This is a genomic window from Candidatus Defluviibacterium haderslevense (assembly GCA_016712225.1).
Lineage (GTDB): Bacteria > Bacteroidota > Bacteroidia > Chitinophagales > Saprospiraceae > Vicinibacter > Vicinibacter haderslevensis.
Genome location: JADJRL010000003.1, coordinates 2,233,211 through 2,252,128 on the forward strand (window position 1 = coordinate 2,233,211; position 18,918 = coordinate 2,252,128).

10 protein-coding genes are annotated in these 18,918 nt (G+C 30.8%); 8 read left to right on the forward strand and 2 right to left on the reverse strand.

What is annotated here, in order from left to right; translation table 11 throughout:
* Positions 1–87: 87 nt before the first annotated feature.
* Positions 88–4,428 carry a hypothetical protein gene (locus IPK88_08790; protein MBK8243510.1) on the reverse strand — a complete coding sequence of 1,447 codons (4,341 nt, stop codon included), beginning with the start codon at positions 4,426–4,428 and terminating at the stop codon, positions 88–90.
* A gap of 638 nt (positions 4,429–5,066) precedes the next feature.
* On the opposite strand from IPK88_08790, the gene IPK88_08795 reads away from it, so the two are divergent.
* Positions 5,067–5,828 carry a DUF1295 domain-containing protein gene (locus IPK88_08795; GenBank protein MBK8243511.1) on the forward strand — a complete coding sequence of 254 codons (762 nt, stop codon included), beginning with the start codon at positions 5,067–5,069 and terminating at the stop codon, positions 5,826–5,828.
* Between the two features lie 45 nt (positions 5,829–5,873).
* Positions 5,874–6,878 (forward strand): NAD-dependent epimerase/dehydratase family protein, encoded by a 1,005-nt coding sequence (locus tag IPK88_08800; protein ID MBK8243512.1) that lies wholly within the window; start codon positions 5,874–5,876, stop codon positions 6,876–6,878.
* A gap of 155 nt (positions 6,879–7,033) precedes the next feature.
* On the opposite strand, the gene IPK88_08805 is transcribed toward IPK88_08800, so the two are convergent.
* Positions 7,034–8,455 (reverse strand): hypothetical protein, encoded by a 1,422-nt coding sequence (locus tag IPK88_08805; GenBank protein ID MBK8243513.1) that lies wholly within the window; start codon positions 8,453–8,455, stop codon positions 7,034–7,036.
* Positions 8,456–8,602: 147 nt separating this feature from the next.
* On the opposite strand from IPK88_08805, the gene IPK88_08810 reads away from it, so the two are divergent.
* From IPK88_08810 to IPK88_08835, 6 genes are all read left to right on the forward strand, one after another.
* On the forward strand, positions 8,603–9,457 hold the full coding sequence (locus tag IPK88_08810; protein ID MBK8243514.1) for a T9SS type A sorting domain-containing protein: 855 nt from the start codon (positions 8,603–8,605) through the stop codon (positions 9,455–9,457).
* 537 nt (positions 9,458–9,994) lie between these two features.
* Positions 9,995–11,809, forward strand: a complete 1,815-nt coding sequence (locus tag IPK88_08815) for a hypothetical protein (GenBank protein MBK8243515.1) — start codon at positions 9,995–9,997, stop codon at positions 11,807–11,809.
* 198 nt (positions 11,810–12,007) lie between these two features.
* Positions 12,008–13,258, forward strand: coding sequence for a hypothetical protein (locus IPK88_08820; protein MBK8243516.1), 1,251 nt, complete (start codon positions 12,008–12,010; stop codon positions 13,256–13,258).
* Between the two features lie 695 nt (positions 13,259–13,953).
* On the forward strand, positions 13,954–14,673 hold the full coding sequence (locus tag IPK88_08825; protein ID MBK8243517.1) for a T9SS type A sorting domain-containing protein: 720 nt from the start codon (positions 13,954–13,956) through the stop codon (positions 14,671–14,673).
* Positions 14,674–14,722: 49 nt separating this feature from the next.
* Complete coding sequence (locus tag IPK88_08830) at positions 14,723–15,802, forward strand: T9SS type A sorting domain-containing protein (GenBank protein MBK8243518.1); 1,080 nt, start codon at positions 14,723–14,725, stop codon at positions 15,800–15,802.
* A 48-nt stretch (positions 15,803–15,850) separates the two neighbouring features.
* Positions 15,851–18,907 (forward strand): carboxypeptidase-like regulatory domain-containing protein, encoded by a 3,057-nt coding sequence (locus tag IPK88_08835; GenBank protein ID MBK8243519.1) that lies wholly within the window; start codon positions 15,851–15,853, stop codon positions 18,905–18,907.
* Positions 18,908–18,918: the final 11 nt, after the last annotated feature.

Below are 18,918 nucleotides of genomic sequence, written 5' to 3' on the forward strand. Positions count from 1 at the left end.
TAAAAACTTAAAAAATTTACCCACCTGTTTTAGTTAGGTGTCAAAAATTAAATATCCTGGTAGTGGAATTAGACAAATCTTTAATTTTTATTTTTGAATAATCAATTTAAAATAATTTTGATTATTTTTTTCATCAATTACCTTAGCTATAAATGTGTTATTGGCACCTGGAATTATAGTTATTTCAGTAAAATTATTATTTATTTTTATATTTGCTTCAATTTTAACGCCATATAAATTGTATAACTCTACGTTCTTTATATTTTGTGTTGGGTGTTCAATTTTTAAAATTCCATTATTAGGATTTGGATAAATAATAAATTTATTTTTATTAATTTCTTGATCACTGTTGACTATTTCCTTGATTAATTTACTTACAACCGTATTTGTCAAAACAGGAATATTCTGATCAAAATATATTGAACTACTGTTTAATACCTCACTTCCTTCCAATATTCCATTTATGTGATTAATAGCGAAAGTAACAAAACCCTGACTTTCTATCTTACTTGTATTGCTATCAGGCAATATAATGTCTTTAAAATAAAATGTAACAATATTTCCTTTTAATGAAACCGAAACATGGTGACTTGAATTGAGAATTCGAAAAGTAGAAACATCTAAATATTGACTTAATGTGTCAAGAATTGCAACCTCTCGAGCAAAATCGTTTCCTGTATTTTGGAATCGAATTGTATATTCTAATAATGAGCCAATTTTAGTAAGATTTTTTTCTGTATTTCCAACTGGATTCACAACTTTATCGTTGGGATCATATGCACATCGGATAATAGTTTCCAATTTGTGAACTGCACTTATAGGGTTACTTGAACTTAACTTATTATTTATTGTAGATACTAAGTTTTTAGGAGTTGCCACAGAATTCTGACCTGGCATTAGGAATTTTATTTTAATTTTGGAGTAGTCTTGAGCCAAAATTCCATTATAATTATAATAAATTTCCTGAAATACTTCATCTATTTTAACAGGTAAAGGATAACTTTCAATATATTTAAATGATGGGTCATATTTTATTTTTATTTCTCCTGATTCCTCATATGTACCCTCATTTTTATATATTATTTCAAAGGTTCCTAATTCATTACAACGGTTTCTCTCATCTAGAGCTTGAATACTTAATTTATGAAAATCGGAATTAGGATAAAGCCCAAATTTAAATATTGTATCACTACTATTTGCAGATATAAATTGAAAATTATATTCTTGATTAGACGTACTTAATTTCCAAGTCAACTGATCCTGTTGTAGTTTAATTTTATAAAACCTATCTTCCTCGCAAATTATTTCTATGTTGCCGTCTAAGTTTGAAAGATAGTTAGCAGGGTCGCCTTCGACATTTAAAAGAACGTTTGAAATACCTTTTTCTCCGAAGTCTTGTACTTGATTTCTATTTTCATCTAAAAATACTTCAATATAAGTTGTTTTTTTCTTGCAGTCTATATCACTTACAGATTTGCAATTAGGACCATTGTTTATAATATTTAAACTTATCATGGGGTGTCTTAATGTTCTGCAAATAAAATTTGTATTGCAGATACTAAGTTTTTTGTTACCAGAAATATATACTTTCCTAGTGTCATTTTGTAATGGAATATTATCAAGACTTGTTATATTACTTAGATTATCATTAGAATTAAAGTCCATATTATTAAAATACTTCAAACCCTCGAGGCCTTGAAGACTATAAAGATTTTTACTATATGCTGCAGAAAAATTTAAGATTGTATCAATTTTTTCTAGCCCTTGAAACGAATTAAGATAGACATTTAAAAAATTAATACGTTCAATAAATTTAAGATTATCCATACCCTTTAAATGTAACAGAGATTTGTTATCAATAAATGTAACGTTCTTAAGCCTATTAATGCTTTTTAACCCGAATAGTGACGTAAGTTTTTCATTTGAAGAAATACTTAGGTTTCCTCCAATAAATTCTAAATTGTCTAAACCAACTAGATCCAAACATGACGTCCCACTTATGTTTAAATTACCTCCAATACTTTTAATAGTTTTTAATCCGTATAAATTTGTAATATTCTGTTGTATTGATATATCCTTTTCTACATAATCGCAATTATAATATTTTCGATCAAAGTTGTCAATTTCAGATTGTGAAAAAATGTTTAAGTTCAATGGGCATTCAATAGTATCACAATCTGTCTTTAAATCATCCACAGAATTACATCGTCCATTATTATTTGATATATAAATATTTTTCCCTATTGAATGAATTATGTTGCATAAATTTTCCAGATCGCAATTATTAAGTTTAGGATTGTCAGATATGTTTAAATCTTTTTCACCTAAAATTCTAGATTTTATTGATTTGGGTTCTATCATATGTAGGCCCTCTAGACTTGTTAAATTACTATTAGCAATAATCTCTAAAGATCCATTTATTTTATCCAAATAATTAAATCCTACGAAATTGAGAATTCCACTACAACCAGATATATGTAGTTTTCCATTGACTTGACTTAATGAATTGAAGTTTTGCGAAAAGTTATGAGCATAATTCTTAATAATTAAGTCACCTCCAATATATTTTAGAAAGGAAAATCCATTTTGACTTCCATTTGCAATTTGATCAATTTCAAATTTTCCATGAATTGAATCAACTTTTAGATAAATCCATGGAGCTATTGGATTATTTGAAAACTTAAAATCAATACCAATATAATTGATTGGGGTAATATTATAATTTATTCCTGATAATTTTAAATTATTTTCAAAAATCAAAGAACCCAAAACTCTTACAGGCTTTAAGAAACTCGGACTGGCAACAAGATTATTATTATTTGCAATTATAAAATCACCATTTATATATTCTAATTTTTCAAAGTCTTTCCAATTAATTGTCCCGGATACGCCATCAATTACGAAATCTCCTCCTATACCAATTTGGTTTTTAAAAGTTGATGGCCAACCCAAAATGGAACTGTTTTTTATTACAAAACTTCCTCCAATACCGCTAAAGAAATTATCGAAACTCAGATTTTGATTATCCTCACTTTTAAAATTTCCATTGACTACTCGTAATCCTCCTAAATCGGCAAGATTTAGATTTGAGATATTCTTTATTGTTATACTACCAATTATTGTATCAAGATTATTAAGTCCTTTTAGATTAAGAATTTTACCTTTTACATAGTCTGAATCACATGCGCCAATGCAAATGTCTCCAAATAAGTATTCACAAAATTTATTTTGAATTAAAAAGCTATCAATTTGCGATTGGGTTTTAAAATTTAGGGATGAGTAACTGCATTTGTGCAAGTTACAATTAACCCATGCTTGCCTATTTGTTGCACAACCTGGAGCATTAAATTCAATCAATTTTTCAGATTCAGGCAACGATATTAAATCACAATTTTGTGTGCAATCAGACAATTTTGGATTATTTCTAAGAATAAATTTTAATCCGGATGAATTTACCTGTAACTTATTCTTATTAATATTTTCAAGCCCATCTAAACTTGAAATCAAAGGAAGTCCTATAATTTCTATAAATCCGTTCACTTGTTTCAAATTTTTTAAATCGCTTAAATCTTTCAATTTATTAATATTGGCTATCCTTAAATTTCCGCAACTTATAATTTCTTTTAATCCTGATAAGTTTACAAATAAAGGAAGTCTTTCTAAAGTTATATTTTCACTAACAACTTGAATTGATGAAATCGAATTTAAATTCTCGAAATTATCACAATCAGTAATTGTTAATGATTTCATACGTTTTGTAGAACTTTCTAAGTTAATGAACGTCTTCAATTTTGGACAATAATTTATAAATACACTAGAAGTATCTGATATTTTCAATGATGCGATTTTACTTAATTCAACAACATTATTTAATGAATATAGCTCCAATCCCTCTACAGATAGAAGTTCATTAAAACCGCTTATAGTCGATAATTTAGACATTGAATGAATGCTGAATTTCCCTTCAATTGTAACAAGTTTATTAAACCCAGATATTTCATTTAATGCTAGATTGTCATTAATTGAATATTTCCCTTTTATTAGTTTTAATTGGTTAAATTCAGAAATACTTGATAATGTATTGTTACCCTCTATTTTAAAATCACCGCCAACTTCCATTAAATTATTTAAGCCTGCCAAATTTGTTAAATAATAATTTGCTCGAATAATAAGATCTCCATTGATTTTAATGATATTCTTTAACCCATTTAGATTATTTACCGTTGATCCTGCTTGGTAAGGATGGCCAATTGTGACATCCCCATCAATAATCGTACAATTAGGATTAGAATTTAAAAAATTGTCTATTTTTTCTTGTGAATCAAATATTGTATTTCCTGGTAAACAAATTTGAGATCCTAATTTACTAAAACTACTTAGGAATAAAAGAACCAAAAGCAATTTAAAATGTACCCATATTTTTTTCATAATTAGTCGATTTATTGTTTTACTAAATTGAATATATAAATAGAACTCTTCGATTAAATAACTATTTAAAATTATATCTAAATTCTCCATTCTGTTGAATTTGGATATACTAAAGTTTTCATTTATTGGAATAGTTTATTGCAAAAATACACAAATATTTTTGAATACTATTATTTTAAAGATTAATTTTTAGAAACCAAGTATTCATTAAACATTGGATTCTTGTGATAGATAGTTAGAATTTCTTAGATTAATCAAATCAATTTAATAATTTGTTTTTAGATGTGCTTAATGATTTGAATCTATCATTCTAATTGCATAATATTTCTCATTTACAGAGTTTGTTTTACTATTCTAATTTCAATGGAGTATTTGAGATAAAAGTTTCTAATAGATATTTTATTTGTTATGAAATAATTGGAATTTATGGTATATTTATTTTTACTTACTTCAATTATTAAATCGATAAAGTGCCCACTCTATATTATATTTAGATATAACTTTTTGTTTACATAATATAGTTTGTGAATTATATATATATTAACTACTATTTCTTTATGAAATTTTATTATATTTTCTATACATTTGAGTTTTGATTTATTTAAGAATTCTTTCACTAATCCTCAAATACTGAATCCATGGATATTTCTTTAGTTCAACTTAACACCTTCATGTATGCGTGGATCGGATTGGCAATAGTCATACTACCCATTCAATTTTTTATCACGGCACCTTATGGGAGGCATTACAATACTGCCTGGGGTAAGAGCATGTCTAATCGTTGGGGATGGGTTATCATGGAGGCGGTTTCCATTATTGGATTGAGTATTTTGTTTCTTGGCGCTCCGGGAGAGAAATCAATTTTTGCATGGGTTGCCTATGGATTGTGGGCATTACATTATGTGAATAGAAGTTTTATTTTCCCATTCAGGACCCGAACTAAAGATAAATTTATTCCCATTGGAATAGTTGCTTCTGCTATATTTTTTAATCTTATTAATGCTGGGACCAATGGATATTATTTGGGATATTTGGAGACCTATACGAATGATTGGTTTTTTGATTTGAGATTTATTATTGGCATTATATTATTCATTACGGGAATGCTAATTAATTTTTTTGCAGATAATTATTTAATACATCTTCGAAATGGCAATCCCAATATATATCTAATTCCAAGGGGAGGGATCTTCGAATATATATCATGTCCCAATCATTTTGGTGAAATATTAGAATGGATAGGTTTTGCCATTATGTGTTGGAATTTACCTGCATTGGGATTCGCTGTATGGACTGTTGCTAATTTAGTCCCAAGGGCTTGGAGTCATCACAAATGGTATAGAAAAACTTTTAGTGATTATCCTGAAAAGCGGAAGGCAATATTTCCAGGATTGTTGTGAGTTTAATTTATTTTGAATTTTTTAGTATAAAATATTTTTTACCAAATGCATATTACATTAACAGGAGCGACCGGACATATTGGAAATAATATGATCAGACATTTGGTGCAGGATGGTTTTGAAGTTCGCGCTGTATATAGAAATAGTGATAAATCATGGATCTTTGATTCATTAACTTTGGAGCACTACATAGGTGATATCCTTGATGCAGATTTTGTTAAAGAAGCATTGCATAATACAGATGCAGTCATTCACCTGGCCGGTATAATATCCATAGCGGGTGATCCGGATGGAATGGTTCACAGGACGAATACCATAGGAGTGATGAATGTGGTGAATGCATGCAAATTTCAAAAAGTTAAAAGGCTCATCCACTTTAGCTCCATTCATGCATTTAAATTGAATATTCAAATTGGGGGTGTAATGGATGAAAGTATGCCGTCTGCTGATAATACCTGTATGGCATATGATCATTCTAAAGCAGCGGGAGAAGCTTTTGTTATTGAAGCTATAAGGAATGGTTTGGATGCATACATCTTACATCCTACAGGGGTCATAGGCCCGCATGATTATTTTAATGCGCTAAGTGGAATTTTTCTAAAAAAATTATTTTCTGGTACATTACCAGCTTTATTAAATGGTGGATTTGATTGGGTGGATGTCAGAGATATATGTATAGCTACTGGGCATATCCTTAAGCTAGATGAAAATAAAACTACGAACATTTTAAGTCGGAGGTATATTTTGTCTGGACATTTTGCAACATTAGCTGACATTGCTACACGATGCAGTAAGATTTCTATTAAGAGAAAACCAAGACTGGTATTTTCTAAATCATTGGCTAAATTTGGATTGCCATTCATAAAAATGTGGGCTAAAATTTCTGGTTCTGCGCCCATTTATACGCTGGAATCTATAAGTACTTTATTGGATCATGAAGTTCATTTTTCGCATCAAAAAGCTTTATTGGAGCTTGATTATCATCCACGATCATTAAATGAGACGTTGCAAGATTGTTATCAGTGGTATAAGGAAAATGAAATGATATAATATATCTGCAAAAGGTCTTGCGCTGGGGAAAATGTAAAGCATTGCAATTTGCTAAAATAAATTTTAACTATTATGGCCGAGTCTATTGACCTTGACAACTTATTATTTAGTCTGGGAATTTAATTTGTTATAAAAGAATTTTGAATCGGTAGTATTCATTCTTTTGAACTTTTAATTTTATCTACCATGCTATACAACCAGCCTTTTTCGATTAAATGATTGTTGCCTTTAATGGACTGTAACCAGGCCTCTTTATCCAGAGGAGTTAATTTTTTTGTTAGATACAGACGATGAGCTGCATTCAGGAAGTTATTGTAATATTCTTTGTGGTAACCCAGTTTTTTGGATCGTTTGATTAAATTTTGGGTGGCAATTATCTGATTATGCATTAATCGCTCTTCCTTGATTTCAAAGTATATTTTAATCATTTCGACCCGTGCATTAAGTTCTATAAGTGGATCTTTAAATACGCTGGTATTCAATAAATAAAGCGCTTGATTGAAGTTGCCTTGTTCTTTATAGATTTTGGCGAGATTGAAATTGTAAATGGTTGTTCTGCCGATTGGGTTGACGAGATTTTTATATTCATTTAATAATTTGATAGCCAATTCAAGGTCTTTCATTCTGATGCACAGTGCAATGATATTTTTATAGGTTAACGAACTCATGACACCATAGTCTAGAAGCCAACCAGTTCGAACACAATGTTGAAATAAGTCCATCGTTTGTTTAAAAAACTGGGTATTGTTTTTATTTATTTTTCGAATACAATAGTTGAGTGCGGTCAAGAATATTTCGCGGCCGCGTTCGAAGTCAAAATCATTTTCATATTTTCGAATGAGCAGTAAATATTCATTGAAGTGTGATTCTTCCTCGGGTTCTCTGTACATTTTTAGAGCTAATAAATATATATGGACTTCTGGATATTTAGACCAATTTTTGCTTTCTGCGTAATCGACCCACGGCTGAATAAAGGGATATTCCATACTTGTGGCACCAATAGATTCATGGGATAGTTGTTCTAAATAAATTCGGAGACGTTTGAGCATGGATGATACTTCAATGGTCTCTGAACTTTCAGCGAAATCGTAATAGCTAAATCGGTTTTTAGTAGATTCATAAGATAGTAATTCCAAATCCACCTGATATCTCAATTCGAAATGATCTGGATTCCAATTATTTTTTTTGCTTAATATTTCTTTGCGAAAGGCGTTGGCTTGTTTTTCGAATAAATTAATTTTTTGGCCCTTTCTTAAGAATCGAATAAATGACAGTTCTCTGTCCTGATCTTGGTTTTGTTTTTCTTCGATATAGATATAATTCTTTAGGTGTTTGAGTAATTCAGAGAACAGGAGTCGAAGTTTAACATCTTTATAGATCTCATTGGGATAAAGGTATTTAAACAAGCGGGATTTCAATTGATCAATACCTAAATCCAAAAATTGGTCAATTTTTTCCTGATAAATCACTAATTTGGAGTTGGTATTGAATAGAGGAGAGGCTAAATAATTTCTAAAATCCTTCCTTTGGCGTTGATTTAATATTAAATATAGCTCAATAAACTGAGAATTTTTCATAATGTGTCCTACAAAAAATTTTATAATTATTTGATAAACAATAAATTATAATAAATATTATTAATTATGATGCTACAATTTACAATATTTATCACACTTGAGAAAAATAACTTGCAATATCTTTGCCATAGAAATAAAGCACAAACAATGATAAATCAAAATTTAATATTAGGAATTCTGGTGAATTTAGTCACTATTTTTGGAGTTTCTGCTCAAGGTTTGGATGCTACATTAAATCACAAATGGGTGAGCAATCAGGCAAAGACTTCCAATCCAATGAAAGTATTGAATGTTGATGCAGATGACTATATAGGAGCAAGTCTTCAATTGAAGGCTAAGTGTAATGATGGAATAGCAACATTTCGGATAACCAATATTGGCGAGGAAGACATGTCAGTACCTACACAATTTGGAATTATTGAGGACGATATTCTTCCCGGGTATAATCGTGAAGTATTTTTAAAAAGTGGAAAACATATTGACATAGAGTTAGATGGAAATAGTAAGGTAACATTGATGCTACGTCAAATTAAAGGCCATCCCGGCGATTCTATCCTAACCGCAACGTTAGAAGGATGTGGTACTTTAAATGCAATGACATCAAATGTTGGCTCACAAATTAAAAACGCAGATCCGGATCAGCACCTCATTGCAGATGGAAGTAATGATAAGGATAAGTCGGTTTCATCGATGGATGCTGTATTATTATCACAACATTTAGATCAAACAAGTTCAATTGGGGGAAATCACAATTTCAAAGTTTTTCCCAATCCGGCTCGTGATGTATTGAATATTGAGATACCCAGTGTGAATACTAAAACAAACTTATACCTATATGATGTTTTGGGTCACATCATTTGGTCTAATACATTAGATAAGGGTCAACATTTCACATCCGTTCAGCTCAATACTGTAAATGTTACTTATTCTGGTATCTATTTCCTTATAACTCAATCAAATCAAGAAAGCATTACTCAAAGAATAAATATTATTAAACTTTAAATCATACATTAAACCAATAAATTTAAATTATGAAAAATCAGTTAATCCAACATCAATCATTTTTAAATTCAAACAACATGGTAAACAATAACGACATTTTAGACGAAATACTATAAAGCAAAAACATGCATATCATTGACTTTGAATTGATTCAATCATGTGTACTGGTTTAATTAAATAATAGAGCATTATTTAATAATTAGAAGGATAGACAATAGTAGTTCACCTAGAATTAAGTAGAAACAAGTGAATGATTATTAATGTGGTGGTTGCGTTGCTTTGGTAAAAAGTAGTAGAGCAATTTAAAAAGCCATCACTAAACAGTCAGGAATAGAAATAAAAAAGCCCACAGCACCCATCGAAACGGGATAGTAGGCCTCCTAACCGCAAAATTAGGCTGTAAAAATATGGTTTTTTATTCTCTTCTGAAGCTGTTTTTTGAATTATTTTATAATGTTCAAAAAAGGTATAGCTTTGATTACGAAATGTTTTAGCAATTTATCCCATGATTTCAGTCATTTATACTTAAAAAGTATAATGATATATGTATTTAATTTGGTTGTATTTGATTTTCAAAATCAAAGTGATTTTTATCAATTTATTAGAAAATTCTTAGAAAAATATTTTGATAGGAGCAATAGATCAGCTCAAGCCAATGAATCTGAAAGCCTTATCCACGGATATCAATTGCAGACTTATCAGAAAAATAGCTTGATTACACGACCACTTTATAAGAAATACGGGCTAAGTGATATACTAAGTTCTCGACTAACTACGAAATATATGAAAACTATCGAACGTATTATTTTATTTATCGGAATAGGATTTTGGTGTTGTACACAGGTTTACAGCCAAAATGACACCACAGGTATCGGCGACCGCGTGTGGTTGGATATGGATGGAAATGGAATTCAGGATCCTAAGGAAATTGGACTTAACGGAATCAGTATTAACTTATTTTCAGACAAAGATCAGAATGGTATTCCTGATGGTGTCGTCATCCAGAGTACTGTAAGTTCTTTTCATAATTCTACCAGTGGGTACTATCATTTCGAAAATTTAGAGACAGGATATTATGTTTTGCAATTTGTTTTTTCAAAACAATATTATCCTACGGTGTTTAGAGCTGGAAGTGACGCTATGGTTGATTCCGACGTGCAATCTCTCGGTTATACTTCAACGATATTTTATATATCCCAAACCAATGATTTATCGATTGATCTTGGATTAGTTCCAAAAGGGACAATTGGAGATTTTGTTTGGAATGATCAGGACCTGGATGGAATTCAGGATAAGAATGAACCCGGAATTAATGGATTTACCATTCAATTATTGAATAAAAATAATGTAGTTGTTGATCAGGTAATAAGTTCTAATAATTTGAATACTGGAGAAGCTGGTTGGTATGAATTTCAATCCGTATTTCCCGGAGAATATTACATAAAAATATTTCCTGGTTCAAACAAAGGTTACAAACACTCCAATCCTTATGTCGGTAAAAATGATCAATTGGATTCTGACATTACGGATCAAAATGGGAATAATACAACGGCAATATTTACACTGGGAATTGGAGCTTATTTGAGTTCGATCGATGCTGGTTATTTTCTTAATAATGCAATTGGAAATTATGTTTGGCGCGATATCAACCTGAATGGAATGCAAGATCCAAACGAAACCGGAGTTAATGGTGTCGTTATCTCTTTATTCGATGCAGTGTCCCGTAACAAAATTGCAGAGACGGTATCTAAGATAAATCCATACGATGGAACCAATGGATTCTATTATTTTAATAATTTGGTTGCGGGATCTTATTATATTCAAGTGTCTAGACCATTGCTTTTCTATTTTACTATACCTGGAGTAGGTAGTGAAGATGTGGATTCAGATATTGATGGATCCAATGGTCGATGGACGAGTGCTACCATGTACATATCGCCTAACACTAATTATTTATTATGTGATGTTGGATTAAGAAATTATTCAGATGAAGGATTCACTGCAATCGCTACAGATGAATTGATAGGAGATGATGAAACTGCAGTATTTATTCCTACCAAATCTATTAATAATCCTCAACACAACATCTCAAAATCAGAGACCATGAAAAACAAGGTCATTGATTTTAATATCGTGAACAAACAAATACAAATTGTAAATAGGCCACCTTTAAACGCAGAATTTGAAATGTATGACCTTACAGGGCGTTTGATCTGGCGCCGTAGTATGCCATTTGATGAGAACATCCCTAATTTTTTTGATTTACCATTATTAAGTCCAGAAATTTATATTATGGTTGGTCGTGTTGGAAATGAAAAATGTAGTAAAACATTTTATTATGGAAATCATTGATAGACCCTTTACTAACGATTGATTCCTATTTATAAAAGTAATAAATAGGATTGTTCAGGTATAAAAAAGAATGAAAGTATTAATTTATAAATTTAGTTTATTCGACATGAATAAATTTATAATTTTTGAAAGTTTTAAAATATGAAAATACGATATTAAAAATTATTATTTATGTAAATCATCTAAAACCTTCTTGCTATGAAAAAGTTATATTTAATTCAGACATTAAGAATATTTCCTTTTCTAATTATGTCATCACTGTTTGGTCAAGTTCATGTTGTTGAAGAAATGAAATTGGCTGAACCGACACACGTAACCTGTGAATATGATCGTTATAAGCAGCCACTAGATGCATATTATTCAAGCATGGAGAAAAAAAATCAGAATCGATTTCAAACTCGTTCTAACAATGGCAATTTGGAATTACATATTTATGTGGATACCAGTTACGAACGACGCCGAACTGGTGGATATAATAATAATGACAGTGTAAGAAATTATTTAAATGGTGTGTTTACAGACGCACAGATTCTATTTAATAATGCCTCTGCAAGCTGGGATGTGGTCACTGAAGCAGAAATTGTATTCTTTGATGGGGCAACACCTTTTTCTTATGGTGCAGATATCGCTGCATCATTAATTAATTTTTATGATTGGGTGGATGCTCAAGGGTATCCGGGTAATGATGATAACTATATTTTTTATACAGGAAATTATACCAATCGAGGTGTTTCCTTTTTAGGAACATTGTGCCTTCCAGGAGGCTCATTGGTGGGTTTTGTCAACAGTAAAAATCCCAATGTAGATTTATCCAGTCATGAATGGATTGGTCATAGTGCCAGCTCCAATCATTATAACACGGAAGTTAATATAATGAATTCCAATACCAGCAGACCATGGAATAATCCAAGCATAGTTGTTATCCAGGATTTTCTGGATAATCAGACTTGCGTTGCGAATTTCCAACCACCCATGGCTTTTGGTTTTATCCATTTTGATGCACATCTCAATAATAAATCCGTTGATCTAAATTGGAGTCTCAATGCTCAATTGGATGTTAATAAAATGATCATAGAGAGAAGTTCAACTACTACAGATTGGGTTCAATTGAATACCATCGAAAACAAGCAAAAAACATCGACCCATTTTTTCCAAGATCAATTATCACAACAAGGAAAGTATTACTACAGAATCAAAGCTATCTGTAAAGATCAAACCATTGTTGAAAGCCCCATCCAGACTATTGCATACAAGAATCAACGAACTTTTGCGATTCATGATTTAAGTATTTTTAATCCGGAACACGCCATGTTTTTTATCTACGATTTATTTGGCAGACTCATTCATAAATCCAACGTACCAGAATACAATCTGAATGACTTGTCGTATTCAGGACAAGTGTTCGTGCAATCAGGTGAAGAGACGTTTCATTTGTTTACAGGAAATTAATACGAAAGTAGAATTACGAATTGTCAATTACGAATTATTGAAACAATTTCGAATTTCAAATTACGAATTACGAATTACGAAACGGAGTTTCATATTACTATTTTGAATTAAAAATTATGTGAGTGAAATCAATTACGAATTTCAAATTAAGAATTATATAATTTGAATTTTTTAATCAATCAATCAAAGATTTAATTAATATTATCTATTGGTATTTTGTAAATCATTAAATATCATTATTGGTGATGGATTTGCAATATAGTTTGCATTAATATCTAAATTCTATTTTATAATATGATACAATAGTTCCATTACTTTGCGTTTGGATGATTTGATTAATATTGAACCATGCTTCACATATAATAATAGCTAAAGAACTTAGCTATTATTTTTCTAAAAGAATTTTATCGACAACATTTTTCATGCATATTATTTTATTTAGCTAATTATTTTCTCGAAGTAGCATTCCTAATTCCTCCATCAAACTGTAATATGAGTACTCAAATATTATAAGGAATTATTTATTTTATTATATTACGAAAAATAATATATGTCTTTTGCTTAATATTTAGATAACAATATCATAATGTTCGAATGGACTAGAATTGGTTGAATTCGACGCACTTTTGCATAAAGTTTAAGCTTTATAAATGAGAGTTATAATATTACAGGCCTTATTATTAATGAATTGTTTTATGGTAAAATCACAACAACCACCTTATTTATTATCTGAAAAGAACTACCAAATTAAAGCAACAAAAAGCATTGATCTAAAGGATACCGTCATTTTCAATATGGCAAAAGCACGGTTGGTAGGTACGCAATTTATTGATATTCCAGTGTCCATTAAGTCTGATGAAGATGTTTTTTCTCTTGATTTTTCATTACAGTTTAATCCAGATCATTTATTATATGACTCCATATTAGACATTACAGGTAATATCCAAATGACGGACTATTATAATCCTATTGATGCTACTTTGAGGTTTACTTCCAACAGTTTTAAGCAGTATCCTAAAGATACCATTAAATTAATTTATATCCGGTTTAAATTTTTTCAAGATAAATTGCAAATCGATGATTTGCACTCTGTTATGGCTTATTTGAATGGAGAAAATTGCAGCACTTTGATAACTGAGCCAGATTCATTAATTAGTAGCACAAACAATATGATGGGTAAGAAAATTTTTGCAAAAATGTATCCGAACCCTGCATCCAATATAGTCTCAGTCGAAGTTCCTGAAAACGCTTTCATTGAGTTGTATGATGGATATGGAAGGACGATATTGTTTAATTCATGTCTTTATGCCAATCAAAAATTGGATATTGATATACAGAATTTTATGTGCGGAAATTATTTGGTGAAAATATTCAATGAAAATATTGTATCTACTCGTAAGTTGGTAAAAATGTAACTTCAGTTGAAACAAAAAAATAGTGTATAAAATATAAAAAAATAGTGTTATGAAAAAAATTCCAATGACAATGGTCTTATTATTTAATTTTTTTTTGTCTTATTCGCAAAATGGATTAGAAAAAATTATAGTCGAAAAGTATTACATAACTGATGCTAATGATGCATCTGCCAATGGAACAGATGGAATTCTACCTGTGAATTCTACTACTTATAGAATCTATGTAGACATGCTTCCTGGTTATAAATTCCAGGCAGCTTATGGCGTTGAAAAACATGAATTAAGGATTGCAACCAGTACTACTTTTTTTAATAATGAAGATCGTGGTTCTACAACACCTTCATACACCAAAAATCAAGCAAAGAATAATACTGTTATGTTGGATTCTTGGTTATCAGTTGGTGCTGCTTGTGTAGGACAAGTTGGCGTACTAAAATCTGACGATGATGGGGTTTCAACCATAGTTAATAGTGCCGGATTACTTAAGAATAATGATCCAATGGCAGGAATTCCTTTAACCAGTCAGGATGGCATGAGATCCGGAATCACACAACAAGTTACAACTGTCGGAATTACTAAGGAAATTGCCATGTTCGATAATCAAAATGATGGTACTAATGGTCCAGTTTTTTCTACAAACAATGGATCATGGGCTTCATTGAATGGATCTACTGGATTTGATTCTTTGGATAACAAAGTATTGATCGCACAGATCACGACTGATGGCAAATTTGAGTTTGAATTAAATATTCAAATATCAACACCTTCATTAGGATTTGAGCGCTACGTGGCTAGAAATCCTGAAGGAAATGAAAAATCAATTACGAGCTTAATTTATCCGAATGTTGTTGATGCTAAAAATATTGCCGTATCAAATCCAACAATACATGTATATCCTAATCCAACGGCTAATTTGATAAGTATTTCAATGGACCATATTAAATCTGTTCATAATCAATATCAAATTTATGATGCTAAATCAACATTGCTTACTCAAGGAGTTCTCGAATCAGAATCATCAAAGATTAAGCAAAATATAGATCTGTCTAGTCTTCCAATGGGACTCTATTTTTTAGTGCTTTCTTTGGATGGTGAACGTATCGTAAAAAAAGTTGTAAGATTGAATTAGGATTAAGTTGTATAATATTTCTCTCGGTAATTGACTGCTTAACATCTTATGCAATATTTTTATATTTTCATATTTTCTATATTGGTGCTGCAACAAAGTAGTGCTCAAGGAACAATAAAAGGGAGAATATCCGATGCAAATGGTGAATCACTAATTGGCGTTACTTTGATATTAAAATCAAATCCAACCATTGGGACCGTCACAGATTACGATGGGAATTATTCGCTTAAAATCGCTTCAAATAACCAACAAACTATACTCATCAAATACATTGGTTATGCTACGATTGAAGAACCAATTACCTTATCACAAAATCAAATTGTAGTTAAAGATTTTGTTATGAGTGATACATCAACCGCCCTTGTAGAAGTTGAAATCGTAGCCAAGAAGGAAAAGGATAGGACCTATTACATGGAAAGTATTAAGAAAAAATCGGCTAACACGATAGATTATGTTTCGTCCCAATCTATGAAGTTAACCGGAGATAATAATGCTGCTTCAGCATTAGCGCGTGTAACAGGCGTTTCTACTAATGGTAGTTTTATTACAGTCCGCGGAATCGGAGACCGATATGTTAAAACTTCTATAAATGGAATGCAAATTCCAACGCTAGATCCTTTTACAAATAATATTAAATTGGATTTGATTCCATCTAGTTTGATTGACAACATCATGATAACAAAAACGGCGAGTCCTGAATTATCGGGGGCTTGGACTGGTGCTTACATTTCTGTTGAAACTAAAGATTTTCCAGAAAAATTTTCATTTCTATGGGAAACGCAAGTAGGATATAATGCACAAACTAGTTTTAAGGATGTACTCGTTAATCAAACGAGTTCAACAGATTGGTTGGGCTTTGATTATAATTTCAGAGATCATGATCATACTAGTTTTGTAAATGCTAATCCAGACCCAACCCGTTATCAAGAATTTGTTGCTTTGGGTTTGTCCAATTTTTATAAATCTTTAGGTGTAACTAGTAGTTGGAAAGAAGGTACTACGGTTGGAGAAAACTATTTTAAATTGGGGCTTGTAGAATTAGGTTTATTGCCTAAGGCATTTTTTAATGATGCTCAAGCCTTTGAAAAGGCCAAACAATTATATGTCTCCGGAGGATATAAAGATAAAGCTTATGAAGTCATAAATAGTTCTGCAGGGCAATCTGGAAGATCATTTCCCACTAATTGGAATACATTCACTAAAAAAGCACCGCTTAATTTTTCTCAAAGTTTCAGTCTTGGCAATCTGACCAAATTATGGAATAGAGATCTGGGCTATTATGGAGGTTTTAGATATGGTAGTTCCATACAATTTGATCCAAATGCTAGATCTCAAAGGACGATATTATCTGAATTGGATAGTTTGGGCAATCCACTTACCGATGCAGATGTTGCTTTTGATAATGTGAAGTATGTTAATGGTTGGAGTGCATTACTTTCCTTAGCCTATAAATTTAATTCTAATCACAGTTTGTCATTACTCTATATGCCTAATTTCATAGGAATTAACAGTCTGCGAGATGGAATAGGTTATGGGGACATCATTTATAAATATGAAATTACAAAAAGTCAATTTTATGAACAAAGAAAGCAGATAGTCTATCAATTAAAATCGGAGCACTATTTTCCAAAAACTAAATTGAAAATGGATATCAATGCTTCCTATAGTCAAGGAAATAGTAATGCACCAGATTTTAAAAAATTAGAGTTTTTTGCCAATGATGATTTTGTTTATTTCTATGATAAAACAAAATCATATATCAATAGAGATTTTCGATATTTGTCCGAAGATATTTTCGATTCAAAATTAATATTTGACTTGCCTTTAGGCAATCAACCTGGTATAGCAAGAAAATTAAAATTTGGTGGAGCCTTTCAAAGAATTGATAAAATTTATGATCAGTACAATTATAATCTAAATTTTAATAATGTAAGTCCTTATATTACTAATAATGATTTGGATACCTACTTTGCTTCCAATCGATTTGATGTGGGCACGAGCAGTTCTGGTGGTACAGATCATAAGAGTTTGGACTTTTATTACGGCAGACCTGATGTAGCGGCTAATCATACTTTTGGATTGAGTAATATTTCGTCAGGTTTCGTTTTATTAGATTACACTTTATTTAAATCTTTACGAGTTTCAGGAGGTTTACGAGTAGAACATACAGATCTTCGGACTGATGCAATAGAATACGATAAGTTGAAATATAAAAGAGATGATCCAAGAAGAGTTGGTCTTGGACAATCATTTATTTTTAATCCAGGATCATTGAATAGCGTGGACTACTTACCAAGCATAAATGTTATTTATAAAATCAAACAAGATGACATTGCCCCAATCAATCTAAGATTAAATTATGGTAGATCCATAGCACGACCAAGTCTAAGAGAATATTCTGAGGCAATAGTTTTTGATTATGAGCTTAATTCACAAGTGATTGGAAATTCATTGTTGAAAATAGTTGAAATTGATAATTACGATATTCGATTTGAATCCTATTTCAAATCAGGAAATAATATATCGCTGAGTTTATTTTATAAAAATTTTAAAAATCATATTGAATTGGTTCAAGGTTATACCTGGACCAATGCATTAGAATCCAGAGTTTTTGGTCTTGAATTGGATGGAAGCGTTCAATTGTTTAAAGGATGTGATTTCAAGGCCAATGTGTCATTAGTGGACTCTAAAACAAATATTGAAGTTAATCAATTAACGATTTATAACTTCGTTAGAACATGGACACCCAAAGATACCATTACCCGAACCATGTATGGTCAAGCACCATTTGTTATCAATGGTATTTTAAGTTATAATTTTGAAAAAATCGGTTTGGTGAGTACCATTGGTTATAATATACAGGGCCCAAGATTGGTGCTGACCTCATTTGGTACTGCACCTGATGTATATGAATTGCCCAGACATTTACTAGATTTTAAAATATCTAAATCCATTGGAAAACATTTATCCCTAAGTATTTCAATAAAAGATATATTGAATTCTCCAATAAGAAGATCTTACAAATATAAGGAAGGATTTATTCTGGATTTTGACAGATATCAATATGGTACAAATTATGTTTTGGGAATTTCGTATAAAATTTAAAATTCGTTCAT

Excerpts from the sequence above, each read along its gene's own strand:
- IPK88_08795 (MBK8243511.1), top strand. The coding sequence starts at position 5,067 with ATGGATATTTCTTTAGTTCAACTTAACACCTTCATGTATGCGTGGATC.
- IPK88_08820 (MBK8243516.1), top strand. The coding sequence starts at position 12,008 with ATGAAAAAGTTATATTTAATTCAGACATTAAGAATATTTCCTTTTCTA.
- IPK88_08805 (MBK8243513.1), bottom strand. The coding sequence starts at position 8,455 with ATGAAAAATTCTCAGTTTATTGAGCTATATTTAATATTAAATCAACGC.
- IPK88_08830 (MBK8243518.1), top strand. The coding sequence starts at position 14,723 with ATGAAAAAAATTCCAATGACAATGGTCTTATTATTTAATTTTTTTTTG.
- IPK88_08810 (MBK8243514.1), top strand. The coding sequence starts at position 8,603 with ATGATAAATCAAAATTTAATATTAGGAATTCTGGTGAATTTAGTCACT.
- IPK88_08790 (MBK8243510.1), bottom strand. The coding sequence starts at position 4,428 with ATGAAAAAAATATGGGTACATTTTAAATTGCTTTTGGTTCTTTTATTC.
- IPK88_08835 (MBK8243519.1), top strand. The coding sequence starts at position 15,851 with ATGCAATATTTTTATATTTTCATATTTTCTATATTGGTGCTGCAACAA.
- IPK88_08825 (MBK8243517.1), top strand. The coding sequence starts at position 13,954 with ATGGTAAAATCACAACAACCACCTTATTTATTATCTGAAAAGAACTAC.
- IPK88_08800 (MBK8243512.1), top strand. The coding sequence starts at position 5,874 with ATGCATATTACATTAACAGGAGCGACCGGACATATTGGAAATAATATG.
- IPK88_08815 (MBK8243515.1), top strand. The coding sequence starts at position 9,995 with ATGATATATGTATTTAATTTGGTTGTATTTGATTTTCAAAATCAAAGT.